General features: G+C 39.7%; 20 protein-coding genes. 9 read left to right on the forward strand and 11 right to left on the reverse strand.

Annotated features, from left to right (window positions below; all coding sequences use genetic code 11):
* Positions 1-15: 15 nt before the first annotated feature.
* Genes I2F31_RS10105 through I2F31_RS10120 form a run of 4 tightly spaced genes read right to left on the reverse strand, consistent with a single transcriptional unit; the run spans position 16 to position 3,420 of the window.
* Positions 16-648 (reverse strand): N-carbamoylsarcosine amidohydrolase, encoded by a 633-nt coding sequence (locus tag I2F31_RS10105; RefSeq protein ID WP_228285926.1) that lies wholly within the window; start codon positions 646-648, stop codon positions 16-18.
* A gap of 35 nt (positions 649-683) precedes the next feature.
* Positions 684-1,442 carry a maleate cis-trans isomerase family protein gene (locus I2F31_RS10110; RefSeq protein ID WP_323127576.1) on the reverse strand — a complete coding sequence of 253 codons (759 nt, stop codon included), beginning with the start codon at positions 1,440-1,442 and terminating at the stop codon, positions 684-686.
* 8 nt (positions 1,443-1,450) lie between these two features.
* On the reverse strand, positions 1,451-2,257 hold the full coding sequence (locus I2F31_RS10115) for an alpha/beta fold hydrolase (protein ID WP_195769217.1): 807 nt from the start codon (positions 2,255-2,257) through the stop codon (positions 1,451-1,453).
* On the reverse strand, positions 2,254-3,420 hold the full coding sequence (locus I2F31_RS10120) for an FAD-dependent oxidoreductase (RefSeq protein WP_195769218.1): 1,167 nt from the start codon (positions 3,418-3,420) through the stop codon (positions 2,254-2,256). Before I2F31_RS10120 ends, I2F31_RS10115 begins: the two co-directional genes overlap by 4 nt.
* 276 nt (positions 3,421-3,696) lie before the next feature.
* Here I2F31_RS10120 and I2F31_RS10125 point away from each other — a divergent pair, with 276 nt between their 5' ends.
* The 3 genes from I2F31_RS10125 to I2F31_RS10135 all read left to right on the forward strand — a co-directional run bounded on the left by I2F31_RS10125 (position 3,697) and on the right by I2F31_RS10135 (position 8,263).
* Complete coding sequence (locus I2F31_RS10125) at positions 3,697-4,731, forward strand: 2,5-dihydroxypyridine 5,6-dioxygenase (RefSeq protein ID WP_195769219.1); 1,035 nt, start codon at positions 3,697-3,699, stop codon at positions 4,729-4,731.
* Between the two features lie 734 nt (positions 4,732-5,465).
* Positions 5,466-6,836, forward strand: a complete 1,371-nt coding sequence (locus I2F31_RS10130) for a PTS transporter subunit EIIC (protein WP_195769220.1) — start codon at positions 5,466-5,468, stop codon at positions 6,834-6,836.
* Positions 6,837-6,838: 2 nt separating this feature from the next.
* On the forward strand, positions 6,839-8,263 hold the full coding sequence (locus tag I2F31_RS10135) for a glycoside hydrolase family 32 protein (RefSeq protein ID WP_195769221.1): 1,425 nt from the start codon (positions 6,839-6,841) through the stop codon (positions 8,261-8,263).
* 225 nt (positions 8,264-8,488) lie between these two features.
* Here the strand turns inward: I2F31_RS10135 and I2F31_RS10140 are convergent, their stop codons facing one another.
* From I2F31_RS10140 to I2F31_RS10160, 5 genes are all read right to left on the reverse strand, one after another.
* Positions 8,489-9,634 carry a TDT family transporter gene (locus I2F31_RS10140; protein WP_195769222.1) on the reverse strand — a complete coding sequence of 382 codons (1,146 nt, stop codon included), beginning with the start codon at positions 9,632-9,634 and terminating at the stop codon, positions 8,489-8,491.
* A 243-nt stretch (positions 9,635-9,877) separates the two neighbouring features.
* Positions 9,878-12,619 (reverse strand): PepSY domain-containing protein, encoded by a 2,742-nt coding sequence (locus I2F31_RS10145; RefSeq protein WP_195773849.1) that lies wholly within the window; start codon positions 12,617-12,619, stop codon positions 9,878-9,880.
* A 151-nt stretch (positions 12,620-12,770) separates the two neighbouring features.
* On the reverse strand, positions 12,771-13,331 hold the full coding sequence (locus I2F31_RS10150) for a YcxB family protein (RefSeq protein WP_195769224.1): 561 nt from the start codon (positions 13,329-13,331) through the stop codon (positions 12,771-12,773).
* Between the two features lie 86 nt (positions 13,332-13,417).
* Complete coding sequence (gene yccS, locus I2F31_RS10155) at positions 13,418-15,589, reverse strand: YccS family putative transporter (protein WP_195769225.1); 2,172 nt, start codon at positions 15,587-15,589, stop codon at positions 13,418-13,420.
* Between the two features lie 50 nt (positions 15,590-15,639).
* Positions 15,640-16,371: a nitroreductase gene (locus I2F31_RS10160; RefSeq protein WP_195769226.1), complete on the reverse strand. Its 732-nt coding sequence runs from the start codon at positions 16,369-16,371 to the stop codon at positions 15,640-15,642.
* A 393-nt stretch (positions 16,372-16,764) separates the two neighbouring features.
* Here I2F31_RS10160 and I2F31_RS10165 point away from each other — a divergent pair, with 393 nt between their 5' ends.
* The 3 genes from I2F31_RS10165 to I2F31_RS10175 all read left to right on the forward strand — a co-directional run bounded on the left by I2F31_RS10165 (position 16,765) and on the right by I2F31_RS10175 (position 19,840).
* The gene (locus I2F31_RS10165; RefSeq protein WP_195769227.1) at positions 16,765-18,231 is read left to right on the forward strand and encodes an alanine/glycine:cation symporter family protein; all 1,467 of its coding nucleotides are present in this window, start codon (positions 16,765-16,767) and stop codon (positions 18,229-18,231) included.
* 101 nt (positions 18,232-18,332) lie between these two features.
* Positions 18,333-18,944 carry a nucleotidyltransferase family protein gene (locus I2F31_RS10170; protein WP_195773850.1) on the forward strand — a complete coding sequence of 204 codons (612 nt, stop codon included), beginning with the start codon at positions 18,333-18,335 and terminating at the stop codon, positions 18,942-18,944.
* A gap of 203 nt (positions 18,945-19,147) precedes the next feature.
* Positions 19,148-19,840, forward strand: a complete 693-nt coding sequence (locus I2F31_RS10175; RefSeq protein ID WP_213014864.1) for a DJ-1/PfpI family protein — start codon at positions 19,148-19,150, stop codon at positions 19,838-19,840.
* An 85-nt stretch (positions 19,841-19,925) separates the two neighbouring features.
* Here I2F31_RS10175 and I2F31_RS10180 read toward each other — a convergent pair whose 3' ends face one another.
* Positions 19,926-20,711, reverse strand: coding sequence for an SDR family oxidoreductase (locus tag I2F31_RS10180; protein WP_195769230.1), 786 nt, complete (start codon positions 20,709-20,711; stop codon positions 19,926-19,928).
* 69 nt (positions 20,712-20,780) lie between these two features.
* Entirely contained in the window at positions 20,781-21,662 is an 882-nt protein-coding gene (locus tag I2F31_RS10185; RefSeq protein ID WP_195773852.1) for a GntR family transcriptional regulator, read from the reverse strand.
* A gap of 187 nt (positions 21,663-21,849) precedes the next feature.
* On the opposite strand from I2F31_RS10185, the gene I2F31_RS10190 reads away from it, so the two are divergent.
* Genes I2F31_RS10190 through I2F31_RS10200 form a run of 3 tightly spaced genes read left to right on the forward strand, consistent with a single transcriptional unit; the run spans position 21,850 to position 24,163 of the window.
* Positions 21,850-22,665 carry an ABC transporter substrate-binding protein gene (locus tag I2F31_RS10190; RefSeq protein ID WP_195769232.1) on the forward strand — a complete coding sequence of 272 codons (816 nt, stop codon included), beginning with the start codon at positions 21,850-21,852 and terminating at the stop codon, positions 22,663-22,665.
* Between the two features lie 20 nt (positions 22,666-22,685).
* Complete coding sequence (locus I2F31_RS10195; protein WP_195769233.1) at positions 22,686-23,408, forward strand: amino acid ABC transporter permease; 723 nt, start codon at positions 22,686-22,688, stop codon at positions 23,406-23,408.
* An 8-nt stretch (positions 23,409-23,416) separates the two neighbouring features.
* Positions 23,417-24,163 carry an amino acid ABC transporter ATP-binding protein gene (locus I2F31_RS10200; RefSeq protein ID WP_195769234.1) on the forward strand — a complete coding sequence of 249 codons (747 nt, stop codon included), beginning with the start codon at positions 23,417-23,419 and terminating at the stop codon, positions 24,161-24,163.
* Positions 24,164-24,174 lie beyond the last annotated feature (11 nt).

Raw genomic sequence — 24,174 nt, forward strand, 5'->3', positions numbered from 1 at the left:
TCTGCTTTTAATATTTTAAAATTGATTAAGATATTCATAGAAACTATCTGCTGTAACGACATCACCATATTTGCTATCTATATCAAATAGGTTGGCTTCGTGTGGTGCTTGGTGTCGATCACCCACACATTCTTTAATGACAATGGTTCTAAAACCATGTTGTACGGCATCGACTGCTGTAGCACGTATGCAACCACTGGTTGAACAGCCCACAAGAATGACAGTGTCAATTTGTGCACTGTGTAAGGTGGAAGCTAAATTTGTGCCAAAAAAAGCACTTGCATAGTTTTTTGTAAGAACAATCTCACCCTCTCGTGGTTGAACTTCCTCACAAAACTTTGCAGCGGGATTACCTTCAGTCATTGCACGCATGACCGGAGATTTTTTTACCCATATTCCACCATCGAGCTGATCTGGATGCTGATAGAGAATATTGGTATGAATGACTAAGATATCTTTGTTGCGTACGGCTTCAAGTACGGGCTGCGTTTGTTTAACGGCATCAACCACGCCCTTTGCATAGAGTGGTTCACCTTGCGTGGTGTAACCTTGCATAAAATCAATGACGATAAATGCAGGTTTTTCCCCATAGCCAATACGGTTTCCCCATACGCCCTGATAGTTTTCTTGTGCGGATTGATTTGGCATCATGTTGCTCCCCTATACATTGCGTGATGGTTTTGCTATGCGTAAGCACCAGAGAGCAAAGCACCTGCACCAGGTACAATGGGTTCTAGGTCTAATGCTTTTAGCATGCTGTATGTGGTAGCCACGGCGGCTGAAATTACGGGTTTACCTGTGAGTGCTTCCACTTTTGCAATAGATGGTAGTGATCGCATTTGTACACATGCGGATAGAACAATAACATCAGCATCTTGGTAATTGAGTGTTTCAACAATCGCGGGCAGTTTTGCAGGGTCATGGGTGGCAACGTGGATATTGTCTGGAATTTCGAGTGCGATATAGTCAATAATTTCAAAACCTTCATGACGAATATAATCCACAACGAGTTCAGTTAACGGTTTCATGTATGGGGTAACAATGGTAATTTTTTTGGCATTCATCACTTTAAGTGCATCGACTAAAGCTCCTGCACTGGTAATTACGGGTGCTTTTGCATCATTGTCGATGGTGATCTGATGTAAACGCTGTTCAGATGTGTTGTGGTAGCTTAATCCCATAGACATAATGGCAACGAGGCATGCGTAGCCAAGCACATCAACGCGTGCATCGGAAAGTTCTAGAGCACATCGGCCAGACTGTGCATCCATGCTTGCCAACTCTTCTTTTTTGACGTGTTTCATACGCATACGGCTAGAGTGAAAGGTAAATTGCTCAGGGCGAATCAACTGCCGAGCTTGAAGCATTGCAGGGATTTCAGTTTCCATCGTTGTATTTGAGCTTGGTACAATTTGACCAATTTTATATGTCATTGAGGTCATGTTTTTTCCTATAACTGAGGGCCTAAAAAGTCACTAAATGCTTGAAAAAAGCCTTCATAGTTATCCCAAGGAATCATATGGCCTGCATTGGGTACTTTCACGACATCAATCTGTGAACTGAGCTGTTGCAGTTCTTTTTCATCTTCTGGCAAAATGACGCCCCCTTTTTCAGCAACCATAAGCAACGTCGGCACGGGGATCTGTGGTACAAATTGATGAATGTCATAGCTATGAAATTCTTCAAAAGTCTGAATAATGGCAGGTAAGTAGCAGGTATGTAGCCATTCAGCACGTAATTGTCGCTGTTCTAGTGTCCATGTTGGGCAGTATTTCAACATGTCTTCAGCCGTCATACCTGTAATAGATTGCTCAATAGAGTCGACATACCATGGCAGTTGGCTTGGGTAAGCTCGACGATTTGGCCCAGAGACAGGCGGGTCAATTAAGACCATCTTTTGAAGCCCTTGAGGGTTCATTACAGCACTTCGAATCGCGAAGCGTGCTCCCATAGAGTGTCCTACAAGGTGATAAGATGCTAGACCTAAAGTACTGGCAAATGCATGAATATCGGCAGAGCAGGCATCTGTGCTGTAATCATGTGTTGCACCTGAAGAGGATAAGCCACGCCCACGAACATCAAGTACATAGGTATCAAAATGTTGACCTAAACGCTCGGCAACAAAGTTCCATGTAATGGCAGGACTGGTGATCCCTGGTATAAGTATAAGGGGGTGCCCTTTACCACCAAAGCGTAGGTAGTGTAAGCGAATACCGTTGACGAACGCATTTGCACCATATTGAAAATTTGAACTCATGCATTTACTCCCTCAATATTTTTAGGTTCGTTTAGGGGATAGATTTCTTCGCTGTATAAGTCATAGCCATATACCCAAGCAGGATCTTCTGGTTGTTTCAAAAAAGTATTGGCATTGGATACGGTCTGGACTCGAGTTGCACGTTCTTTGCGGTTATGTTCATACAATTTAAATGCTGTTTTGTAGTCATCTAGACCTGTTTTTAGTAAGCATCGGGTGAGCATTGCACCATCTTCAATGGCCATACCTGCACCTTGTGCCATATGGGGCTTCATGGGATGGCATGCATCTCCCACGATGACGAGGCGTCCTGAGCTCCAGATGGGCAGAGGGTTTCTGCTATTGAGTGGCCAAATGGTAATGTCTTCACTGGCTTCAATCATGGCTTGAATACGTGGATGGCAACCTTCAAATGCTTTAAACATTTCCTCATGGCTACTTGGTAGAAATGATTGGCCTTGTGTATCTAAAGGTGGGTGAGGCACACCTGTGACATAATAATATTCATCTTTTTCACTGGTTGTGTAGTAAGCCATCATGTGGCGATCTTCATGCCACCATTTCACACAATCGTCTAGATCATGCTCTGCTTGTAGTTTTTTGAGATTTTCACCTTTAATTAAGGCACGATGAGCAACCCAGCCACTGTATGTTGGTGCTTCTTCACCCAGTAAAATATCGCGGATTTTAGAGTTAATTCCATCTGCACCAATAACGATGTCTGCTGTTGCTGTTGTGCCATCGCTAAAAGAGAGAATGACATGCTCTGCATTTTGTTCAACATGTTCTAGGCGTTTGCCATAGTGTAGTTTTTTGGGGTCTAGGCTTTCAAATTGCAGGGTGTGCATGTCGCCACGATGTACTGTGATGTATGTTGCACCGTAGCCTTGGAGGTCAGCTGCGGCCAAAATATCTGCATTTGCCCCATCTCTGCTGATCCATTGATTTGGTTTTGCCCCCAGTGCTGTGAGTTCTTTTTCTAAGCCCATTTCTCGAAAAATTTTCATGATATTTGGCCCAACATGAATGCCTGCACCAATGCGTGAAAATTCGTTAGCTTGTTCGTAGACATCGACATCAAATCCAGCACATTGTAATAATCTTGCAGTCGCTGCTCCACCAAGTCCTGCACCAATGACCGCAATTTTTTTTGCTTGAACCATAGTTTTTTCCTCTAAAGAAATTTTCTTTTTAAGCTTTATATTAGTAATACGCTAAAATAAAAATAAAGTCTATACGCTTTAAATAAAAATCAAATAAAAAAATTAAAACTTTTATTTTTTAAAAAATGCCTTATATTACAAATATATCTTTTTAATTTTTCTTTGTTTTCACTTGTTGTAAGTTGTTAATTTTTAATCAAATTGAAGTTTATGCACTATTAATTAGCAAAAAATTACTTTTGCACCAAAACGTAACTAAGCCGTGGAGTGATCAAAATGCCAATGAATGATTATGAGTTAAGTCAGGGGTTTCAAGAGGTTTTAAGACTGTCTAAGGTTAATGAAAATCAAACAGTTGCTATTTTAAAGAGCCATTATTCAAATGAGCGTACCATTAAGGCAGCAATGAATGCTGCGCTCTGTTTAGGCGCAAAAGTTTTTATTTTAGAGTTGCCTGCGTTTAATCACCCGATGGCGATGGGCAATGATATGACGGCATATTGTGGTGACACTGCATTGACAGGAAATATTGCTGCACAACGTGCATTGGAAACGGCTGATCTGATTGTTGATACGATGATGTTGTTGCATTCACCCGAACAAGAGCAAATATTAAAAACAGGCACACGTATCCTCCTTGCTGTTGAACCACCAGAAGTTTTGGTGCGTATGTTGCCAACGATAGAGGATAAAATACGTGTTAAAAAAGCAGAAGAGCAATTAAAAGTTGCCAAGAGCATGCATGTGACATCAAAAGCAGGGACAGATTTTTATGCACCACTGGGGCAGTACCCTGCGGTGACAGAATATGGTTTTTCTGACGAGCCTGGGAGATGGGATCATTGGCCGAGTGGCTTTTTGTTTACATGGCCGAATGAAAATCAGGCAGAGGGAATTTTAAACATAGATGTTGGTGATATTTTGTTGCCATTTAAAATGTATGTGCGTGAAAAAATCACCCTTGAAGTCAGCAAAGGCTTTATTACAAAAATTTATGGGGGCTTTGAAGCGGAATATTTAAGTGATTATATGCGCTATTTTGATGACCCAGAGGTATATGGTATTTCCCATATTGGCTGGGGTTTACAACCACGTGCTCAATGGACGGCTATGGGCTTATATGACAAAAATGATGGGATGTGTATGGATGCACGTGCATTTCATGGCAATTTCTTATTCTCTACAGGGCCAAATACAGAAGTCGGCGGGAGTAGAAAAACACCTTGTCATATGGATATTCCTCTGCGTAAGTGTACTGTTTTATTGGATGACACTATTGTTGTTGAAGATGGCGTACCTATTGAATCATAAATGAGCTGAAAGTGGTTGTAGCAGAGTGTATTAATGCATTTTGCTACTGCTCTGAAACAAGACATGGTTATGTCTCAGTGGTTTTCTGATTATGCTGTACGATAAATTGAGTGGTGAAAATATGTCAAATAGTCTGGACTGTGATGTGGATTTTTTAAAAGTGTATTAATTTTGTGTGAATAAATGGGCTTGGTTGAACTAAAAATAGAGCATCATAATATTGTGTTACATCTTTGTGTTAAAGTGATGGTGATTTATTGTTTTAGGTTTTTTGTTTTTTTGAAAAAAATTATAAAAAATAATGACTTAATTTTACTTTTTTGGTGTCTGATGTGTGTCTTTGATTGACGTGTTGAGTCGAAATTACCTTGTATTTTGTTGGGTTTTTGAGTGTTTGTCTTGTGGTTTTTGAGAGGCATGTTATTGTTGAATTCTCAGTTTTAATAGATTTACATGACAGTAAACCTATTGGAATTTCCAAAAACAAACATATGAGGAGTACTATATCAAAGGTGATTCATTTATTATAAAAATCATTTCAGAATGAGCGTGTAGTTTTAAAAATTTTATTGCTATTCAAGCATTTTTGTAAAAAAAGTGATTTTCATAGTGTAGTAAAGTTGCTGACGCTGACAATGGTAAATCAATGCTTAATCTGCTTTGAGTTTCTGTTCTGTATGAAGAATTAAACGGGTTTACTATATTAATAAATGAATGACCTTTGGTGAAAGATTATGGATGTCAAAACAGTTGTTCGGCAATTGGTCCCACTTATGGGTGGTAAGGATAATATTCACTCAGCAATTCACTGTGCAACGCGGTTAAGGGTTGTACTTGAAGATGATACACAGCTAGATTTAAATGCAATTGATGAAATTAAAGGCGTTAAAGCAAGTTTTCGTAAATCAGGGCAAGTGCAAGTTGCTTTTAGTAGTAGTGTAATTAATGATGTATATGATGAATTTATCAATTATACGCAAATTAATGAAGTTTCGAACAAAGAGTCTGCTTCACGACAGTCTAATAAAAATCTAGGCTATTTCAAGCGTATTGCAAATACGTTGTCTCAAATATTTATTCCACTTATTCCAGCCATTATTGCTTCTGGCCTACTCATGGGGCTACTTAGTTTAATTAAGACGTATGGTTGGCTTGATGTACATCATCCGATTTATATCTTATTAGGTATCTTTAGCTCAGCAGCATTTATTATTTTGCCAGTACTTATTGGTTTTAATGCTGCCAAAGTATTTGGAGGTAACCCGTATATTGGTGCAACCCTTGGCGGTGTGCTTGTTCATCCGAGCTTAGCTAATATTTGGGGAAGTTTAGGGCATTATCAAACATTAGATTTATATGGCTTCCAAGTGGCGATGATTGGCTATCAGGGAACGGTATTTCCAATCCTTTTGACCGTCTGGTTCATGAGTTATCTTGAAAAATTCTTAAAACGTATTGTGCCAGAAATGGTAGAAGTTATTTTCGTACCAGTGATTACTTTAATCATCTCTGGTTTTGTTTCTATACTTCTGATTGGACCAGCAGGGCGAATGCTTGGTGATGGTATTGCATTTTCACTGACGACTTTAATTGACCATACTGGTTGGTTTGCAGGCATGTTGTTTGGTGGTTTGTACTCAGTCATTGCAATGACGGGTATTCAAAACAGTTTCCATGCAATTGAGGCAGGACTGCTAAGTAATCCTAAAATTGGTGTGAATTATTTACTACCAATTTGGTCAATGGCCAATGTAGCGCAAGGTGGTGCATGCTTGGCGGTATGGTTTAGAACACGTAATCAAAAAGTACGAAAAATTGCAATTCCTGCAACATTCTCAGCAATGATCGGCTCGGTTGAAGCTGCTGTTTTTGGTGTGAATTTACGCTTTGTTAAACCATTTGTAGCAGGCATGATTGGTGGTGCAGCAGGGGGAGCATGGGTTGTATTTAATAAAGTATATGCAACAGGGGTGGGTCTGACGGGCTTACCAGGCTTAGCAATTATCCAAGCATCTTCTTTAATTCATCAAATTATTGGTCTGGTGATTTCTTTTGGAATTGCATTTTTTATTTCTTTACTATTTAAGTACGATAAAGAGAGTTAATCATGAAAGAAATACAGCTTCTTAAAAAGACACTGCATGCGGTAATGAATAACTATTCAGTGCAAGAAAATGATAAATATCGCCCAGTATGGCATTTATCTCCTGTTGCAGGGTTGCTGAATGACCCAAATGGTTTTATTCAGTTTAATGGTCAGTATCATTTATTTTATCAGTGGAATCCATTGGCTTGTGATCATAGTAATAAGTTTTGGGGACATTGGAGTTCAGCTGACTTAGTGCATTGGCAACATGAGCCAGTGGCACTGCTACCTACTGAAAAATTTGATATAGATGGTTGCTTCTCTGGGTCTGCGGTTAATGATGATGGTCAGTTAGTATTGGTTTATACAGGTAACGTCATGCTTGGTGAAACCGAAGCGGACAGAACAGCTTGGCAATGTATTGCTCGACAAGGTGAGGATGGTGAGTTTAAAAAACAACCTGTGATTGGGCAGTTAGAAGGCTATACAGGACATATTCGTGACCCTAAAGTGTGGAAAGAAAATGGCTTGTGGTATATGGTTCTTGCAGCTCAAGATCTAAAAAAACAGGGTAAGGTACTGTTATTGGAGTCTCCAGACCTTGAAAATTGGACTTTAAAAAGTGAAATTGCAGGTAGTGAGCTTAAAGATACAGGGCCATTTGGTTACATGTGGGAATGTCCTGACCTATTTAGATTAGATGGTCAGGATGTGTTAATTAGTTGCCCTCAAGGTGTGACTGCTGAAGAACGACGTTATTTAAATATGTATCAGTGTGGATACGTGTTGGGGCAATTGGACTACAGTACTGGTGATTACCCTCATCGTCCTTTTTTAGAGCTTGATCATGGGCATGAGTTTTATGCACCACAAACAACATTGGCAGCAGATGGCCGTAGATTGTTGATTGGTTGGATGGGGGTTCCAGATCAGGATGAATTTTCACAGCCGACTTTAGCGTATGGGTGGATTCATATGATGAGTTGTCCACGTGAGCTACGTATTAAAGAGGGCGTGTTGTATCAACTGCCTGTGAAAGAGCTAGAAGACCTGCGATCTGAGCATCAACATCTGATAGGTAGTGCAGAAACACTGCCTACTTTTGAAGTATCAAGCGCAGAACTGATCATCTCTAATACGGGTGATTTCGAAATAAATATATCAAATACACTTAGACTTACTTGTGATTCAACAGGTATTACACTAACGCGTAAGTCATTAAGCAGTGATGTCAATGAAGTACGTTATTGGGATCAAACAGTCGAAAAGTTACAAATTTTAATCGATCATTCTAGTGTTGAAATATTTGTAAATGATGGCTTGGGTACATTGACGTCTCGTTACTTTCCACAAGATGAAAAACCAGTATTAAGCTTTAGTGGCCCTGCAACATTAGAGGTTGATTATTGGGTGCTCAAAGCTGCGCCATTGGTAAAAGCTTGTTAAAATAAATAAGGCCCAATACAACAGTAGATTGTATTGGGCTGATTGTATGGTCATACAAATAGGATTGATTTAGCGGGTTTACTTTGTTGTTAGATGGATGTTTATCAAGCATAGAAAATGACTAGTAATAAGAGCCTGATCGTTAACTAAGATGAGGCTCTTTCTTTTTTAATATGAGGTTTAATCAGCCAAGTGGTGTGGTCTATGTTGAAAATAGCATAATGTTTAACTCACACTACTGTTTTGTTGACTTAACTCTGAGATTAAACATGGAGATAAAAATAATGTACCTTTGTACGCACCTACGATGGTTTTAAAGAAGACTAAAACCCATAAAGCAATGAGTATGTAGGCAAAACCATATCCTATATACACCATCATATTGAAATGAAGTTGGGTACCAAGCTCTAAAATAGCCAATGTGTATACACCAAATGGAAATGTAAGCCCCCACCACCCTAAGTTAAATTTAAATTGACGACCAAGATGTTTGTATATGGTGAAGACAGCAATTGCTAGCCACCAAAAACCAAAACCAATGAGTATAAGCCCTCCCAAAATACTCACTGCTGCAATGGTATCTGACAGTGTGTTTAAATGGTTTAACACAAAAATATGACTCGATTGCTTCCCTAGCAGCAGTAAAGCCAATGCACCTGTGCCAATAGGGCCTAAAGCTAAACAGCTTGAAATGGCCATTTGTTGTTCTGGTAGTTTGTGTAAGGCCATTCTTAAAAACAAAATAGTCAAAATAGAAAAAGCGGGTAGAACAGAAATACCCCATAACATATAACTTGTGGCCAAAATGCTGAGTTCTGTTTGAGGGTCTTGAATAAAACCAAGTAAAATTCCCCCTGAACTTGCACTGACTTCTGCTGTTACAACCGGTAATAGCCAAATGGCTGTCATGGTATTTAGGGCATGTTTTTGTTTGGTAAACATCATTGCAGGCACAAAAATAGCGACAAATACAGCAATCACTACATCTACACACCATAATTGGTGTGCAAGTGTAATGGCTTGTTCACCCAATAAAGCAATGCCATATTTTAAAGTGCCATTAATAATGGTTGCGAGCCCCATAGGTATCGCACCTAGAAAAAACAGCATACTTGAATGTTTTAAAATCAGTTTGGCTTCATGGTAAAAAAAGATCCATCTGAGCATATAAAGCACTGAAAATATAATAAATAAGATAATATTAAACAGCCATAGTATTGTGCCTAAAGTGAACATCTGAGGGTGTAATAATGGTAGCTCAGAAATAATTAATGAAATTACGCCTGTACCCATAGTTGCAGTAAACCAGTTGGGTGTGAAGTGTCGAATGATGTTAACTTTATGGTCTAGCGTATAAAATGGCTTTTTCATTTTTACGTCACTGTTGAACAATTTCTTATATTATAATTTGATTTTTATATAATAAAAAATGATAAGTGTTTATTTTAATCATCAGTAATTCTTATATATTGAGATTTTCTTGGTCCAAAATGTTTTATGAAAAACTTGAATCGGTTGATTCAGATGCATTTATGATGAGTGAGCTCATTTTTTAATGTGTTTCACTTGAAAGGAATAAAGCCGAGTATGTACTCGGCTTTATTTACTGTAAGATTAATAAACATCTCTACGGTATCTGTCGTGTTCTCTGAGTTCATCTAATAAAGTTTCACCTAAGATGTCTTTGAGTGCTTGGTCTACACCACTGGCCATACCTTGTACGCTACCACACACATAAATGACAGCACCACGTTCAACCCATGCTTTAACATCTGTTGCTGCATGCATGAGTTGATCTTGTACATATTTACATGATTCTTGGTCTCGTGAAAATACCAAGTCTAGTCGTGATAATAAGCCTGAATGTTGCCAAGCTTCTAACTGTTGTTGATAGAAGTGGTCTTTAGCACGCTGACGCTCTCCCCAAACTAACCAGTTTTCGGTATAGCCTAAGTCTTCACGTTGTTGTAAAAGACTCATAAGACCTGCAATCCCTGTACCGTTTCCGATCAGTAGAATAGGGCGGTTATCATCAATTAAATGGAAAGCTTCATTGGTGCGGATACGTAACTCAATATTTTCATTTAATGGGGCATGTTGACATAACCAACCTGAACCTAAGCCGTATTCACCCTCTTTATCTTGGGCAAGTCGGACCACAAGTTGCAGTTGTTGTTGCTTTGGAATGCTTGCAATAGAGTATTCTCTTGCTGGCAATGGTTTTAGTGTTTCCAGCATGCTTTCAAAATCAGTGTTATCACCTGTTGTATGTGTGAGGTCTTTATTTTTTAAACTGGCAATTTGAGCAGAGTTTAAATTCACAAAGCTGTGCTGCTCTATAAACTGGCTAATACGATCTGGGCTATTCATTGGTTGAATCACAGCAATATCACCAGCTTGCCATGTAATGTCTGCCTGTGGTATCAGCTCAATGTGGTAAGCAGGTTGGCCAAGGCTATCTGCATTGAGAAGTTTTCTTTGTTGTAGTGTCCAAGTATCAAAGGTTTTTTCAGCAACATCAATATCATGTAAGTCTAGATGAGTCACATTTGCCAGTTGTTGATTCCATTTTTGTATATCTTCAATATTGGCATCATCAACTTCAATGGTGTTGAATAGGCGCGTTGCTCCAGCATTATTTAACCAAGCATCAACCTCATGACCAAAGCTACAGTAGGTTTCAAAGTATTCTTTTGAACCTAATGCGAGGACAGCATATTGAACATGAGATAAATCTAATGTTTGCTTCATGATTTTTTTGCTAAATGATACAGCAACATCAGGTGCATCCCCTGTGCCATAGGTACTTACAACCCATAAAACCTGTGCATGGCTTTTTAAGTCGTCGGTGGTGACATGTTGTATAGATTTGACATTCGTCGTTTGTTTGGCTTCTTGTAGGCTTGATGCGGTACGCCAAGCCAGTTGCTCAGAAATTCCAGTTTGTGATGCATAGACCACAAGCCATGTTGGTGCATTGTTGTCGGTCACTACGGGTACGATTTGTGTTTTTGCAAGTTTGGTCAGCTTTTTTTGCTTTCTGCGTTTAAGGTAGAGCATGATACCTGTAATGAAGAATAATGGCATTGCCAACGATGCAAGCATTGCTACAAATTGCCAAACAGGGCCAAAAAAACTGCCTCTGTGCACGGGGAGCATGCTAGACATAATTTTGTCATTTAGCTTTTTATCACTATAGAGCTTTAAGTTATCTATATTTTGTGTTGTGTAGTTATAACTTGCACTGTTGCGAGCTCTTTCATGCTGGATCTCGGCATCAACAAAACTGAGTTCAACTTTTCCATTACTTGTTTTAGGTATGTTGAGCGTGATGCTTGAGTACCCATTTTTGTACTGCTGGTTAAAGCCTTGCCATGTTTGAGAAAGTATAGATTCAATTTGTTCAGTTGATAAGGGGGCTTTATTTGCACCTTTTTCAAACCCATTGCCTTGCATGCCTTCAGACTTTTCGCCATTTTGAGGGCGACCTTGAGCTTGCATGCCTTCAGATTTTTCACCATTTTGCGGACGCCCTTGGCCTTGCATGCCTTCAGATTTTTCACCATTTTGCGGACGCCCTTGGCCTTGCATGCCTTCAGACTTTTCGCCATTTTGCGGACGCCCTTGACCTTGCATACCTTCAGGTTTTTGTCCACCTGCAGGTGCTTGCATTTGTTGAGGTTTTTCTACACCAAGTACTTTAAACATGCCATCACGCCACCAGTCATAAGACCAGTACAGACCTGTCATTGCAAAAAGTAGGTAAAATACAATGACCCATGTTCCAACAACGGCGTGTAAGTCCCAAATGAAATTTCTTCCTTTGAGTTTTGGTTTAACTGCAAGCCATTGTTTAATAGAGTGCTTTTTAGGCCATCTGAGGTATAAGCCACTGAGTACAAAGTAAATTAACATGAGGCTACATGCTGCTGTAATTTGTTTACCTACAGGGCCAAATGTTAAGTTGCGGTGTAATTGTTGGATAAACTGGAAAAATTCTCTGCCTTTCACGTCGGGCAATATTGAGGCGTCGTAAGGGTTCACCATAAGGTTAAAACCACGACGTTCACCTTCTTTTTTGACATTTACAATAGATGATGCATCTGCTTCATTGACCACAGTAATGCTATTAATTTCAAGCTTATTATCTTTGCTGATTAATTTTTGATAAAGCTCGCTAGGGGTAAGTTTTGCTTGCTGTGTAGGAACTTGAACCGTGTAGCTGTCTTCGTTGATCCATTTTAAAATTTGTTGATCATACGAGTAGATGGCACCAGTAACACCCATTAACGATAAAATGAGCCCAGCTGTGATTCCAAGAAACCAGTGGAGTTGAAATAAGGTCTTTTTAAGCATAGTGAGATGACTGACAAAGTGGCCAAAAAAAGTTATCCTGATTATAGCTAATTATTGTTTTTAAATGCTATTGTTTTACAGATAATATTTATTATCATTTACATGTAGGGTTGAAATGAACCCCTGTTTACCAAGGGGCTCATTGAGGCGATTATATTTTTTTTGCATCGCCTACAGACTGTTTTAAGTGTTTGCGAATGGTTGTGAAAGGAAAGTTTCTGCTGTCCATACGTTTTGGTAAAATGTATGCACCTTGTTGCCCTTTGACTTTAAAGCTAAGTAATAAAAACTCAGTGGTGTCATACCATTCATAAATATCTTTCCATGCAATAGACGCAACACCTTCTTGTGCCCCCATTTTTTGACGCATAACAAGACCTGTAGGTTGTACGCCTAAACGAATCCCTTGAATATCTTCTGCAGGAGTTTCATTCATTTTACGTTTGACATACCACTCTAGAGCAAATTTACGAATAAGTATGTAAATTGCTACACAGGCAATGGCAACCCAACAAAATACTGTTGAGTAGTTTTTAATTAAAACAATGCCTAAAATGGCTAACAGAACCACGGCACCCATAATTGCCCATGCTTTAGTACCAATTTTATTGGTACTACGCCAAATGGTGAGTTGAGCTTGGCGCTGTTCTGCTTCAGAGACTTCATAACTTACAGGTTGTAAGGTATAGGCATATACGTTTTTTGTGTTCATAGTGAAATGGTTGTAAAGAGTTAATCTGTAAAAAGTGTATCATTAAACGATGTGGTGGTGCGTATATTACAGCAATTTATTGGCTTTTAAACAGGTGCAAAATGGTTGCTCTCATCTTGCTCATAGCTCAAGTTTTGTTTTAATGTCCGTAGTTGGTCTAAAACGCCAAACATCAGTGACAGTTGTTGTAAAATAATAATAGATAAGTCATCTTCATTTTGAAGTGTGAGTAGGCGATCACGAATGTTCTGTAGCATATTATTGGCGTTTAAATCGGGGACTTCATCGCGTATAAGAGCACCTTGTACATCATCAAGTGCTTGATTGAGCATATGTAACATATCGGGGTCTGTAATTTGAGCCCGATGTGCGCCAAGTGCTGCAATATAGCTTAAAAAAGTATGGTTTAAGCATAATAAATCAAAAGCAAGTTCTTTTTTTTGTGGGTCGTAGTCAGGTTCAGTGGCTAATGTGGAAATCACAGATGCCAATTCAGCATCACTGTTGTGTGCGGCACGGCGAATGACTCTATAGTCTAAGTTGTCATTTTTACCATGATGGTATTGTTCAATCACTTCTGCTAAATATTGGCATTGTGTGTTAAATGCTTTTTGAATGTTTGTGGCAAGAGATCTAAATTTCCAATCTGGAAAAATAAATGACACGCCAAGCCATGCAAAAAAACAGCCAATCAAAGTATCTAATATACGAGGCCAAGCGGCGGTATAGCCTAAACCACCATCAAGGTTAAAGTTGATGAGGGCTAAAATGGTCACAAATGCAGTAGCTTGAGCATATTGTTGGCTACGTAATTCAAAAAACAAAATACCACTGATGACTAAGAGCAGTAGTTGTCCTTCAGTACTTGGTACAAAGTATAAAATGGCTGATCCAACAATCACACCAAAAATAGTGCCAATAATACGAAGTCGGAGCCGTCTTTTGGTGGCATTAAAGTTAGGTTGGCTAACAAATACTGCCGTAAGTAGTACCCAAAAGCCATAGTGAATATTGGTGGCTTGAATGAATAAATAAGAACAAAAAAGGACTAAAGAAACCCGTATAGCATGGCGAAATAAAACCGATTCAGGTGTGAAATTTTGTTGAACTCTAGATAATATGTCTGCCCAACCTTTGAGGTCATCGTCTTTTAATAGGCTTTCTTTGAGCATCTCTTGTGTGGTAATGGCTTGCTCTGTTTCTAAGTTAGACAGTTGGCTATCAATAGATTTTAAGTTTTTATACAAAGACTTGAGTGCATTAATCCAAATGGGGTCATTGGGGTAGTCTTGATGCAAACGATTGAGTGATGTATATAAATTCTCAAAAATAACTTTAAAACGGCTGTCGTGAGTATAGCGGGTATTTTTGTGCAGGTTTTGGCTTAAATTACGGCAAGCAGTTGCTTGTAAAGACAGTAAGCGTTGGAAACGAAAGACAATATCGCTGTGTTTAAAGTGTGTGGCTAGACGTTGGTAGTCGATGTGTGCGGAATCGGCTCGTTCATGAATGTCTTGTGCTACAAAGTAGTATTGTAGACTACGCCGTGTGCTTTTACGTCCACGGTCACCTTTGAGGCGTGTGAGTAATGCCACTTTCATTTCATTAAATAGCTGAATGAGTTTACCATTTTCTTTTGACAGGGTAATCCAACTTTGTTTGTAACTTTGTGGGGTCATGTCTACATCAAATACATTGGCTTTTGCAGACAAAAAATCACCCAATGCGATATAACATGCAGCTAAGGTGTCTTGTACAGGGCGAATAGGAAATAATAAGTAAATAATGGTTGAAATCAGGCCATACCATGCCGCCCCTGTAACCAATAAAAGTGGCTGTATATACCATGACTCGAATAAATGTACCCCTAACATGCTGTATACAGACACCACCAAACAACCATATGAAATGGTGGCGTATCTACGGCCCAGCGAGCCAAGTAAAATCCAACCAATACAGGCAAAGAGTAAACTAATGGCAAAAACAATAGGGTAAGGGAACAGTATTTGTATGGCACTGGCCGCAACAAAAAAACCAAGGTAGGTGTAGATTTGATTCATGAGCCGCACGGTAAAGCGGTCATCTATGTCGCTTAAACCTGCTGCAACCACACCCAAAGTCAGAGGAATGGTTGCCAATTGAAAGTTTAGAAAATATGGAATAAATGCTGTACCTAAAAATGCAATTGCCATTCGAAAATTATAAATTAATGACGAATTGTAAGTGATTTGATGAATACGGCGTAATCCAAAGTTCAATGCATTATTCCTATGACTTAATGAAAATACAAAAGTGCTTTTTGCCTAGTTTAGTCTAAAAATTGGCTAAATGTTGCGACACTTTCACGTGGGGTTTGTAGTTGGTTCACAACGGCATCAGGGTCTGCATATCCCAAAGCCATGCCACACACCAAAGTTTCATTGGCAGGTGCATTGAGTTCTTCTAATACAATATGATGAAAGTGGTTCCACGCGGCCTGTGGGCACGTGTCTAAGCCACGTGCTTTACTGGCAAGCATGACATTTTGCATCATCATTGCGATGTCCATTTTTGCACCGATGCCCATGACGTGATCTACAGTAAAAAACAAGCCAACGGGTGCATCAAAAAACTGAAAGTTTCTCATGTGTTGTGCCGCCATTTTTTCTTTTTCACCACGCTGAATATTGAGTAGTCCATAGAGTGCCCAACCGTTTTGTCTACGGCGGTCAATGTAAGGAGAAACCCACTGTTCAGGGTAGTATTTAAAACTTTCTTGGTACTCTGAAGCATCTGCTTTACTGTTATTGATGTTGGCTTGTGCTTCGCACACACGTTTGACAATACGCTCACGGGTTTTACCTGAGACCACATACACTTTCCATGGTTGGGTGTTTGTACCTGAGGGTGCATAAGAGGCCACCGTCAAAATATTTTCAATAGTGGTGCGTGAAACTTCACGGTCTTTTAAGAATGCACGAATAGCATGTCTAGAGGTTATCGTTTGGTCTATGGCTTGGGTTAACATATCTGTGCTGATATGGTCGGGTGAGGTCGTCATATATCGCTCATGGCAGTTAATCAAGAGTAGTTAGCATACTGAGTTTTTGTGAGGTGTGTGAACAAAATTGTGGTCATCTAACAAAAATAAAATACCTTTAGTGAGGACCTGAAGTAATGCAAAAAATAAATAAAACTTGGTTTAAAGGTGTGAATGCGTATAATTGCCGTTTTAAAATTAAGCTATTTTTTAGTGCATTGTGTAAAATGGTTTGGTTTTAAAGTGGGGCGTATTGGACTTTGAACGATATACTGTAGTGCAATTGTCTATATGTTAACTTGCATTATGTTTCATTATGACGCAGTAAGAGGTTGTTTTTTAAAGACCATATAGATGTTGTTAGCATGGCCTTTGCGTTTTTAGTATCACTTTTATACAAGGATAAATGTCTGAATGAATCAGGAACTTAATAACTTGCTCATGGGGTGGGTCAATCATTTAAATGAGCCTTTATGGGACTTCTTAGTCATTTTCTTGTTGGCTGTAGGTATTATTTATACGCTAGTAACAGGCGGTGTGCAGCTACGAATGTTCTTTGAAAGCATACGTGTGATGAAAAGCTCACGTGAACCACAGCAAGAGCATGGTTTAACCGCATTTCAAGCATTTGTTACAGGTCTTGCAAGCCGTGTAGGTGTGGGTAACATTGGTGGTGTTGCTATTGCCATTGCTATTGGTGGGCCAGGCGCAGTGTTTTGGATGTGGGTAACAGCGATTCTAGGTATGAGCTCAGCATTCGTTGAGTCTTCTTTAGCACAATTGTTTAAAATTCGTGATGCCAATAATCAGCGTTTTCGTGGTGGCCCTGCTTACTACATTACTCTTGGTTTAAGAAGCAAGACTTTTGGTATTGTATTTGCGCTATCACTTATTTTAGCGTATGGCTTTGTATTTAACTCGGTGCAAGCCAATGCAATGGCAAGCGCATCATCACATGCATGGGGTTGGGACCAATACCAGCTGCACTTGCCATTTTTAGGTATGAGTTTATCTTGGGTTGGTTTAGCTTTAGTTGTGTTAACTGGTGTTGCAATTTTTGGTGGTATTCATCGTATTGCAAAATTAGCAGAGTTTTTTGTGCCTGTAAAAGCAGGGCTATACTTAGCGGTTACTTTATATATTATTGCAATTAATTATGATCAAGTGCCACATATCTTTGGACTGATTTTCACTAAAGCATTTCAGTTTGATGCGGCAGCTGGTGGTTTCTTTGGTTCAATGGTGTCTATGGCGTTAATGCAAGGCGTGAAACGTGGTCTGTTTTCAAATGAAGCAGGTATGGGGTCTGCACCGAATGCTGCAGCGGCTTCAGATGTAAGTCACCCTGTAAACCAAGGTTTAGTGCAAATGTTGGGTGTATTTGTAGATACCTTTGTTATTTGTACTTGTACTGCCATGATTATTTTAATTTCAGGTGCATACCTAGAAACAGGTTATGTGGGTGTAGAGCTTACACAACGTGCTTTAGAACGCCAGCTTGGCCCTTGGGGTGGTGACTTACTGGCAGTCTTACTTTTCTTATTCTGTTACTCTTCTATTTTAGGTAACTATGCTTATGCTGAAAGTAATGTACAGTTTATTAAAAATAGCCCTAAAGTCATGTTTGTTTTTAGACTATTCGTTTTGTTTATGGTGTATTTTGGTGCCGTAACGAGTGTACCTTTAGTGTGGAACATGGCTGATTTATCTATGGGTATTATGGCGACATTAAACCTTGCTGCAATTTTACTGCTGATGCCATTTTTACTACTTATCTTAAAAGATTATCGTAAACAGCAAAAAGCAGGGATTAAAGATCCAACGTTTAAGTTAGACGACCATCCTGAGTTAAAGAAAAAAATTAAAACAGATATTTGGTAATCGATTTCAAATACATTTCTGTGTAATGATGAAGGCAACGGCATTTATGTCGTTGCCTTCATTTTTTTATTGAAGATCACAAGGTGGAATGATTGAGTAATATGCCAGAAGCTTTTTATCGGGAACAGTTGAAGCATTTTTTGCTAGAAAATAAAAATATATACAATATCTTGCTGTCACTTTCCAAGCTGAGTGAGGACTGTTATATCAGTGCAGGTATATTGCGAAATGCGATTTGGTCTGACTTACATGGTTATGAGGAAAGCATCGCTGAAATTGACGTGATTTATTATGACAAAAATGAGCAAAATCAACAAAAAAAGCAATTTATAGGAAATGAGCTGTCTAAACAATTTCCAAACTATGAATGGGACATTACCAATCAAGCTGAAGTACATACATGGTATAAAACAGACCAAAATCAATCTATTTTGCCTTTGCATTCTGTTTGGTATGCATTGTCTTTATGGCCTGAAACGGCAACAGCGATTGCGGTGAGGCTTGCAAAACATGGCCAATTTGAACTGATTGCTCCTTTTGGTTTAAGTGACTTATTTGAGCTAAAATTACGTTGGAATAAAAATCTCGTCAGTGAAGCTGTGTTTAATCAAAGAATCACTAAGAAAAGATTTATGCACAGATGGCCTCAGCTGAGCTTAGAGCCACCTTTAGAGCGGGGGATATATTTAGCGAGAGACGTTATTTATTTGTAGATATAGCCAATAAATACTAACATCAACACAAGATTGTTTTAAGTTACAGATGCTCTGCTACCTGACATATCACTTTGAATACGCATTTATGCCACATTCCCTCTTGATGTCTGATCTGATAAAGCAATAATTTTATCAAATCGACTTTCTATTTTGAGTTGCACGCTTTATTCTAAAAATGATTATATAAAAAAGAGATGCATATGCAAAAAATATCAATAGGATTTCTACTTTTCCCCGGAGTCACACAACTTGATCTTACCGGGCCATATGAAGTGTTTTCTAGGTCTCCAAATACAGCAATATATTTAATTTGGAAGGATAAAAGACCTGTGATGTCTGAAAAGGGGCTGGAAATTAACCCAAATACGACATTTGATGCATGTCCTGATTTAGATATTATTTGTATTCCTGGTGGGTCAGGCCAAATTGAGCTGATGGACGATGAAGACACGTTAAACTTTATTAAAACAAAATCTTTAACAGCAAAGTTAATTACATCTGTTTGTACGGGCTCACTTTTACTTGGAGCTGCCGGATTATTAGTCGGTTATAAGGCCACCAGCCATTGGGCCTCAATTGATCAGTTAAAGCTGTTCGGTGCGATACCCATCACTGAAAGAATCGTCACAGATCGAAATAGAATTACTGGAGCAGGCGTTACATCAGGTATCGATTTTGCTTTAAAAGTCGTGTCTGATACCTTTGGTGAAGAAGTCGCCAGACGCATTCAATTACACATGGAATATGATCCCCATCCTCCATTTGATTCAGGGTCGCCTTGCTTAGCATCAAGTACAACGATTACTCATGTCAGGGAGTATATTGCGCCATTGATAGAAAAAAGATTAGAAGTAACCAAGAGAGCAGCATCTAAATTAAATCTTGGAATTTAGATGTATTAACACAGCCTTTAATACATCTAAAAAACATGCTTTCATACGCTATGTATTAAAATGTTTTGCCTTGTCATAATTGTGCTTACAAAGTATTGATCATGCCGCCATCAACTCGGATGACGCTACCAGTGATGTAGCTGGCTTGCTGACTGGCAAGGAATGCAGCCGTGGCCCCGTATTCTTGCGGATGACCATAACGTCCTAAAGGAATCTCTTGGCGACTTTTTTCTGCAACAGCATCAACAGTGCTGTTTTCACGTTTGGCTTTCATGGTGTCGAGTTGGTTCACACGCTCGGTTGCAATACGTCCTGGTACAAGAATATTGACTGTTACGCCGTGTGCTGCAACCTCATTTGCGAGTGTTTTCGACCAACCAAGGAGACTCATACGAAGAGCATTTGATAAAGCTAGGTTGGCAATAGGTGCAATCACTCCCGAAGAGGTTGAGGTGATAATACGCCCCCAGCCACGTTGTTTCATACCCGGTAACACTTTATCTGTCAGTTGGATGAGCGAGGTCACCATCAATGAAAACTGTTGTTGCCATATGGTATTATCTGTGCCTGCTGCAGTTGCAGGTGGTGGGCCACCTGAGTTATTGACTAAAATATCTATATCTCCCCAATGTTGGGTGATATCAGACAGCACGGTATCAAAAAGTTCTGGCTGTGCTAGGTCAAGTTGCCAAGCGTGTGCTTGACCACCGTTGGCATGAATCATGGCGACAGTAGCATCTAACTTTTCCTGATTTCTTCCAGTCACGGCGACTTTTACACCTTCTTGTGCCAATGACAGGGCCATGGCTTGCCCTAAGCCACTTCCTGCCCCACAAACCAATGCAACTCGACCACAAATGTGTAGATCCATGATTTTTCCTTTATTGTATTTTTCGTTGCTAAATATGCAAAAAAAAGTGCCGATAGTGGTCTTTGCATGTTAAATTTTTACGAGATCATAGGCATATTGTAAGTGTATACGCATCAGTTCAGCCGCTTGTTCAGGTTTGTTCTCTTTGATCATATCTATAATGGCGACATGTTCTTCACACCATGCTTTGACCCGACGTTTATTGTGATAGCTGTTAAACTCTAACAAACGACGTAGGCGGTTTTGTTGTTGTATGGCTTGTAATATAAAAAAGTTTCCACTGGACTCTGCCAGTAGTTCATGAAATGAAGCATCCGTTTCAAAAATTTCACGAGCAGGTACTTTGGTGATATCTGGATGAGTGATTAAACGTAGGTGCTGAGCCCGAATCTGTTTGAGTCGTGTATGATCTATACGAAATTGTGGACTGAGCAGTGCTGTAGGTTCAATCATTAGTCTGAAACTATAACTATTACGTAAAGCGACATCACTATTTAGCGTCTGTTGGAAACGCCAACCGTGTCCTGCATTTCGTGAAATTAAACCATCTTCTGATAATTTGACCAGTGCACGGGTAAGTACGCCACGATCGACCTCATAACGAGCGCTCACTTCCGTTTGGGTGAAAGATGAAGGGAGGACACCTGCGATATGGTCACGTACTAAAAGTTCATAGAGCGTTTGGTCGCTACTTGGTGAGGGTTCAATGTTTAGGTGTTGTAACTCTTCGGCACTTTTTATGAGATAGAAACCATGATTTGGTCGTGACTTTACTGCCCCGAGCCGAGTTAATTCTTTGAGGCCAGCACGTATAGGAGTTCGAGATACGCCTAAGGCATCTGCTAAATATTTTTCACGTAAATGGTGACCTGGTTCAAATCTTGCTTCATATATTAAGTCAAGCAATTGCCGAGCAATACGGCGACTACTGGCAGAAGAGGTTGGTTGCATATAAGTGGGCTCCTAATATGTATTATTATCACCAGATTATACAATAATACATGTCAATCAAATGACTTGGGTATAGATAATTTGCACAAAAACTATGCGTATTGCACCGATAGGGGACATTTTTTGTAATTAAGATTGTATTTTATGATGTATAAAGATCAATTAAATAATTGGCTGGGAGAAATTTATGTTCAGTACTGCTGTGAAAAAAACGCTGTGTGTATTTGGGGTGGTATCTGCATTGGGTTGGATACCTATGACGAGCCAAGCAGGCATTGGAGAGGTGGCATCAGGAAAACTGACTTATGGTACTGCTGCGACATTTATGCCGTTTGAGTTTGTCAAAGATGGCAAGCTTACGGGATTTGATATTGATTTGATTAATGCACTGAGTCAGTCAATTCAGTTGCAACCAGTACCTTTACCGATGGAGTTTAAAGGGTTGATTCCAGCATTACAGGGTAAGCGCATAGATATGATTAACTCGGCAATGTATGTCAACTCAACGCGTGCAGAGCAAGTCGACTTCGTACCTTATTTAAAAATTGGTAATCGTGTTGTTGTCAAAAAAGGCAATCCAGCAGGTATTACTGGGCGTGACTTATCATTGTGCGGTAAGAATATTGCCGTGACATTGGGCGGCATTGAGGAAAGTCAGGCACGTGTAGACAATAAAAACTGTCTACAGGCTAAAAAGGCTGCAATTAATGTGATGACGTTTCCAGCAGCAACAGATTCAGCTGTTGCTGTTGCACAAGGTCGAGCCGATGCTGAGTTTTTACCAACACCAGGGTCTGTGGCACTTTTTAGAGAAAAACCAGGTGTGTTTGAAGCGGTTGGTGCAGAGTTTGAAGCCGATACGCATATTGCCTTTGCAGTACGTAAGGGGGATGCAGATGCAAAAAAACTTTTGGAAACAGGACTACAAAATTTAGTGAAGGACGGCACATATAAACAACTGATTAAAAAGTGGGATTTTCCAGACTCCGTAGCCATTTTTTAAACTATTGAACGGAGAGAATCATGTCGATTGATTTAATGTGGCAGTACTTTTTATCACCCGAGTTCTTACAGGGTGCTTGGATGACCCTGCTGATTACATTGTGTTCGTTGTTATGTGGTGTTGTGTTGGGGTTGTTATTGGCATTATTACAAGAAGCACCCTCTAAGGCAGGGAAGACACTAGCATTTTTCTATGTTTGGCTGTTTCGAGGCACGCCTGTGCTGTTCCAAATCATATTTATTTATAACGTATTGCCATCTTTCGGTTTGAGTTTCTCTGCATTTACTTGTGCTGTGCTGGCACTGTCATTGAATGAGGGAGCTTATATGGCAGAAATTCTACGCTCAGGACTTCAAGCGGTGAAGAGTGGCCAGCGTACAGCAGGTATGGCACTGGGAATGACCAATATGCAGATTATGCGAAAGGTTGTACTGCCACAGGCAGCCCGTATTGTATTACCACCGATGGGAAATCAAATGATTAGCATGTTGAAATCCAGTGCATTGGTTTCGGTCATTGCTGTGCAAGAGTTGCTATTGGTGGCAAATCAAACGGCCAGTGCCAGTTTTCGTTATTTCGAAGCATTGTGTGCAGCTGGGGTCTATTACTTACTTCTCACCAGCTTATTTATGGCTTTTCAGTCGTGGTTAGAACGTGTGCTTGATCCTAAACAGCGCCGCCTTAAGCAGCAAAAAGCACAGGCACGAGATATTCATACTGCTGAAACCAGTAAAACAATGTGAGGTATGTCATGAATTATAAGCCTAAACCTTTACTGGAAATGATCGGTATTGATAAATGTTTTGGTAAACAAATGGTACTCAAAAATTGTTCTCTTCAGGTACATCGTGGGGAAACTGTGGTGTTGATTGGTCCTTCTGGTTCAGGTAAGTCGACATTGTTGCGATGTGTGAACATGCTCTCGCCATCAGACAGTGGTGATGTGTTTTTCACCGAGCAAAATATTACTCGTGGAGATGTACCTATACCTCAGTTACGTCAGCGTATTGGGATGGTGTTCCAAAATTATGAGCTATTTTCACACCTTACTGCGGCGGAAAATATTATGTTGGCACCCATGACGGTATTGGGCGTGAGTCGTGCTGAAGCACGTCAACAAGCTGAAGCACTGTTAAAAAAAGTACGTATTCATGACCGAGCAGATCATTTCCCTGATGAACTATCTGGTGGGCAACAACAACGTGTTGCGATTGCCAGAGCATTGGCGATGAAACCTGAACTGATGTTGTATGACGAACCGACTTCGGCACTTGATCCTGAGATGATTCGTGAAGTCCTTGATGTGATGGCTGAACTCAGTGCCGAAGGTATGACGAGCATTGTGGTCACACACGAGATGGGTTTTGCACGCCGTGCCGCCAACCAAATTTTGTTTATGGAAGATGGTGAGATTTTAGAATCTGCCAGCACTGAAGATTTTTTTACTGGAAAGGTCAATGCACGTGCAAGGCATTTTCTTGACCAAATCCTTCATTGATTGTGGAGTAG

It is taken from the genome of Acinetobacter rathckeae, assembly GCF_015627125.1.
GTDB classification, from domain to species: Bacteria; Pseudomonadota; Gammaproteobacteria; order Pseudomonadales; family Moraxellaceae; genus Acinetobacter; species Acinetobacter rathckeae.

What these genes read in the sequence shown, in the direction of transcription:
- I2F31_RS10120 (WP_195769218.1), bottom strand. Translation starts at nt 3,420, where the DNA reads ATGGTTCAAGCAAAAAAAATTGCGGTCATTGGTGCAGGACTTGGTGGA.
- I2F31_RS10135 (WP_195769221.1), top strand. Translation starts at nt 6,839, where the DNA reads ATGAAAGAAATACAGCTTCTTAAAAAGACACTGCATGCGGTAATGAAT.
- I2F31_RS10170 (WP_195773850.1), top strand. Translation starts at nt 18,333, where the DNA reads ATGCCAGAAGCTTTTTATCGGGAACAGTTGAAGCATTTTTTGCTAGAA.
- I2F31_RS10180 (WP_195769230.1), bottom strand. Translation starts at nt 20,711, where the DNA reads ATGGATCTACACATTTGTGGTCGAGTTGCATTGGTTTGTGGGGCAGGA.
- I2F31_RS10110 (WP_323127576.1), bottom strand. Translation starts at nt 1,442, where the DNA reads ATGACCTCAATGACATATAAAATTGGTCAAATTGTACCAAGCTCAAAT.
- I2F31_RS10185 (WP_195773852.1), bottom strand. Translation starts at nt 21,662, where the DNA reads ATGCAACCAACCTCTTCTGCCAGTAGTCGCCGTATTGCTCGGCAATTG.
- I2F31_RS10165 (WP_195769227.1), top strand. Translation starts at nt 16,765, where the DNA reads ATGAATCAGGAACTTAATAACTTGCTCATGGGGTGGGTCAATCATTTA.
- I2F31_RS10150 (WP_195769224.1), bottom strand. Translation starts at nt 13,331, where the DNA reads ATGAACACAAAAAACGTATATGCCTATACCTTACAACCTGTAAGTTAT.
- I2F31_RS10145 (WP_195773849.1), bottom strand. Translation starts at nt 12,619, where the DNA reads ATGCTTAAAAAGACCTTATTTCAACTCCACTGGTTTCTTGGAATCACA.
- I2F31_RS10140 (WP_195769222.1), bottom strand. Translation starts at nt 9,634, where the DNA reads ATGAAAAAGCCATTTTATACGCTAGACCATAAAGTTAACATCATTCGA.
- I2F31_RS10115 (WP_195769217.1), bottom strand. Translation starts at nt 2,257, where the DNA reads ATGAGTTCAAATTTTCAATATGGTGCAAATGCGTTCGTCAACGGTATT.
- I2F31_RS10175 (WP_213014864.1), top strand. Translation starts at nt 19,148, where the DNA reads ATGCAAAAAATATCAATAGGATTTCTACTTTTCCCCGGAGTCACACAA.
- I2F31_RS10125 (WP_195769219.1), top strand. Translation starts at nt 3,697, where the DNA reads ATGCCAATGAATGATTATGAGTTAAGTCAGGGGTTTCAAGAGGTTTTA.
- I2F31_RS10105 (WP_228285926.1), bottom strand. Translation starts at nt 648, where the DNA reads ATGCCAAATCAATCCGCACAAGAAAACTATCAGGGCGTATGGGGAAAC.
- I2F31_RS10130 (WP_195769220.1), top strand. Translation starts at nt 5,466, where the DNA reads ATGGATGTCAAAACAGTTGTTCGGCAATTGGTCCCACTTATGGGTGGT.
- I2F31_RS10200 (WP_195769234.1), top strand. Translation starts at nt 23,417, where the DNA reads ATGAATTATAAGCCTAAACCTTTACTGGAAATGATCGGTATTGATAAA.
- I2F31_RS10190 (WP_195769232.1), top strand. Translation starts at nt 21,850, where the DNA reads ATGTTCAGTACTGCTGTGAAAAAAACGCTGTGTGTATTTGGGGTGGTA.
- I2F31_RS10195 (WP_195769233.1), top strand. Translation starts at nt 22,686, where the DNA reads ATGTCGATTGATTTAATGTGGCAGTACTTTTTATCACCCGAGTTCTTA.
- I2F31_RS10160 (WP_195769226.1), bottom strand. Translation starts at nt 16,371, where the DNA reads ATGACGACCTCACCCGACCATATCAGCACAGATATGTTAACCCAAGCC.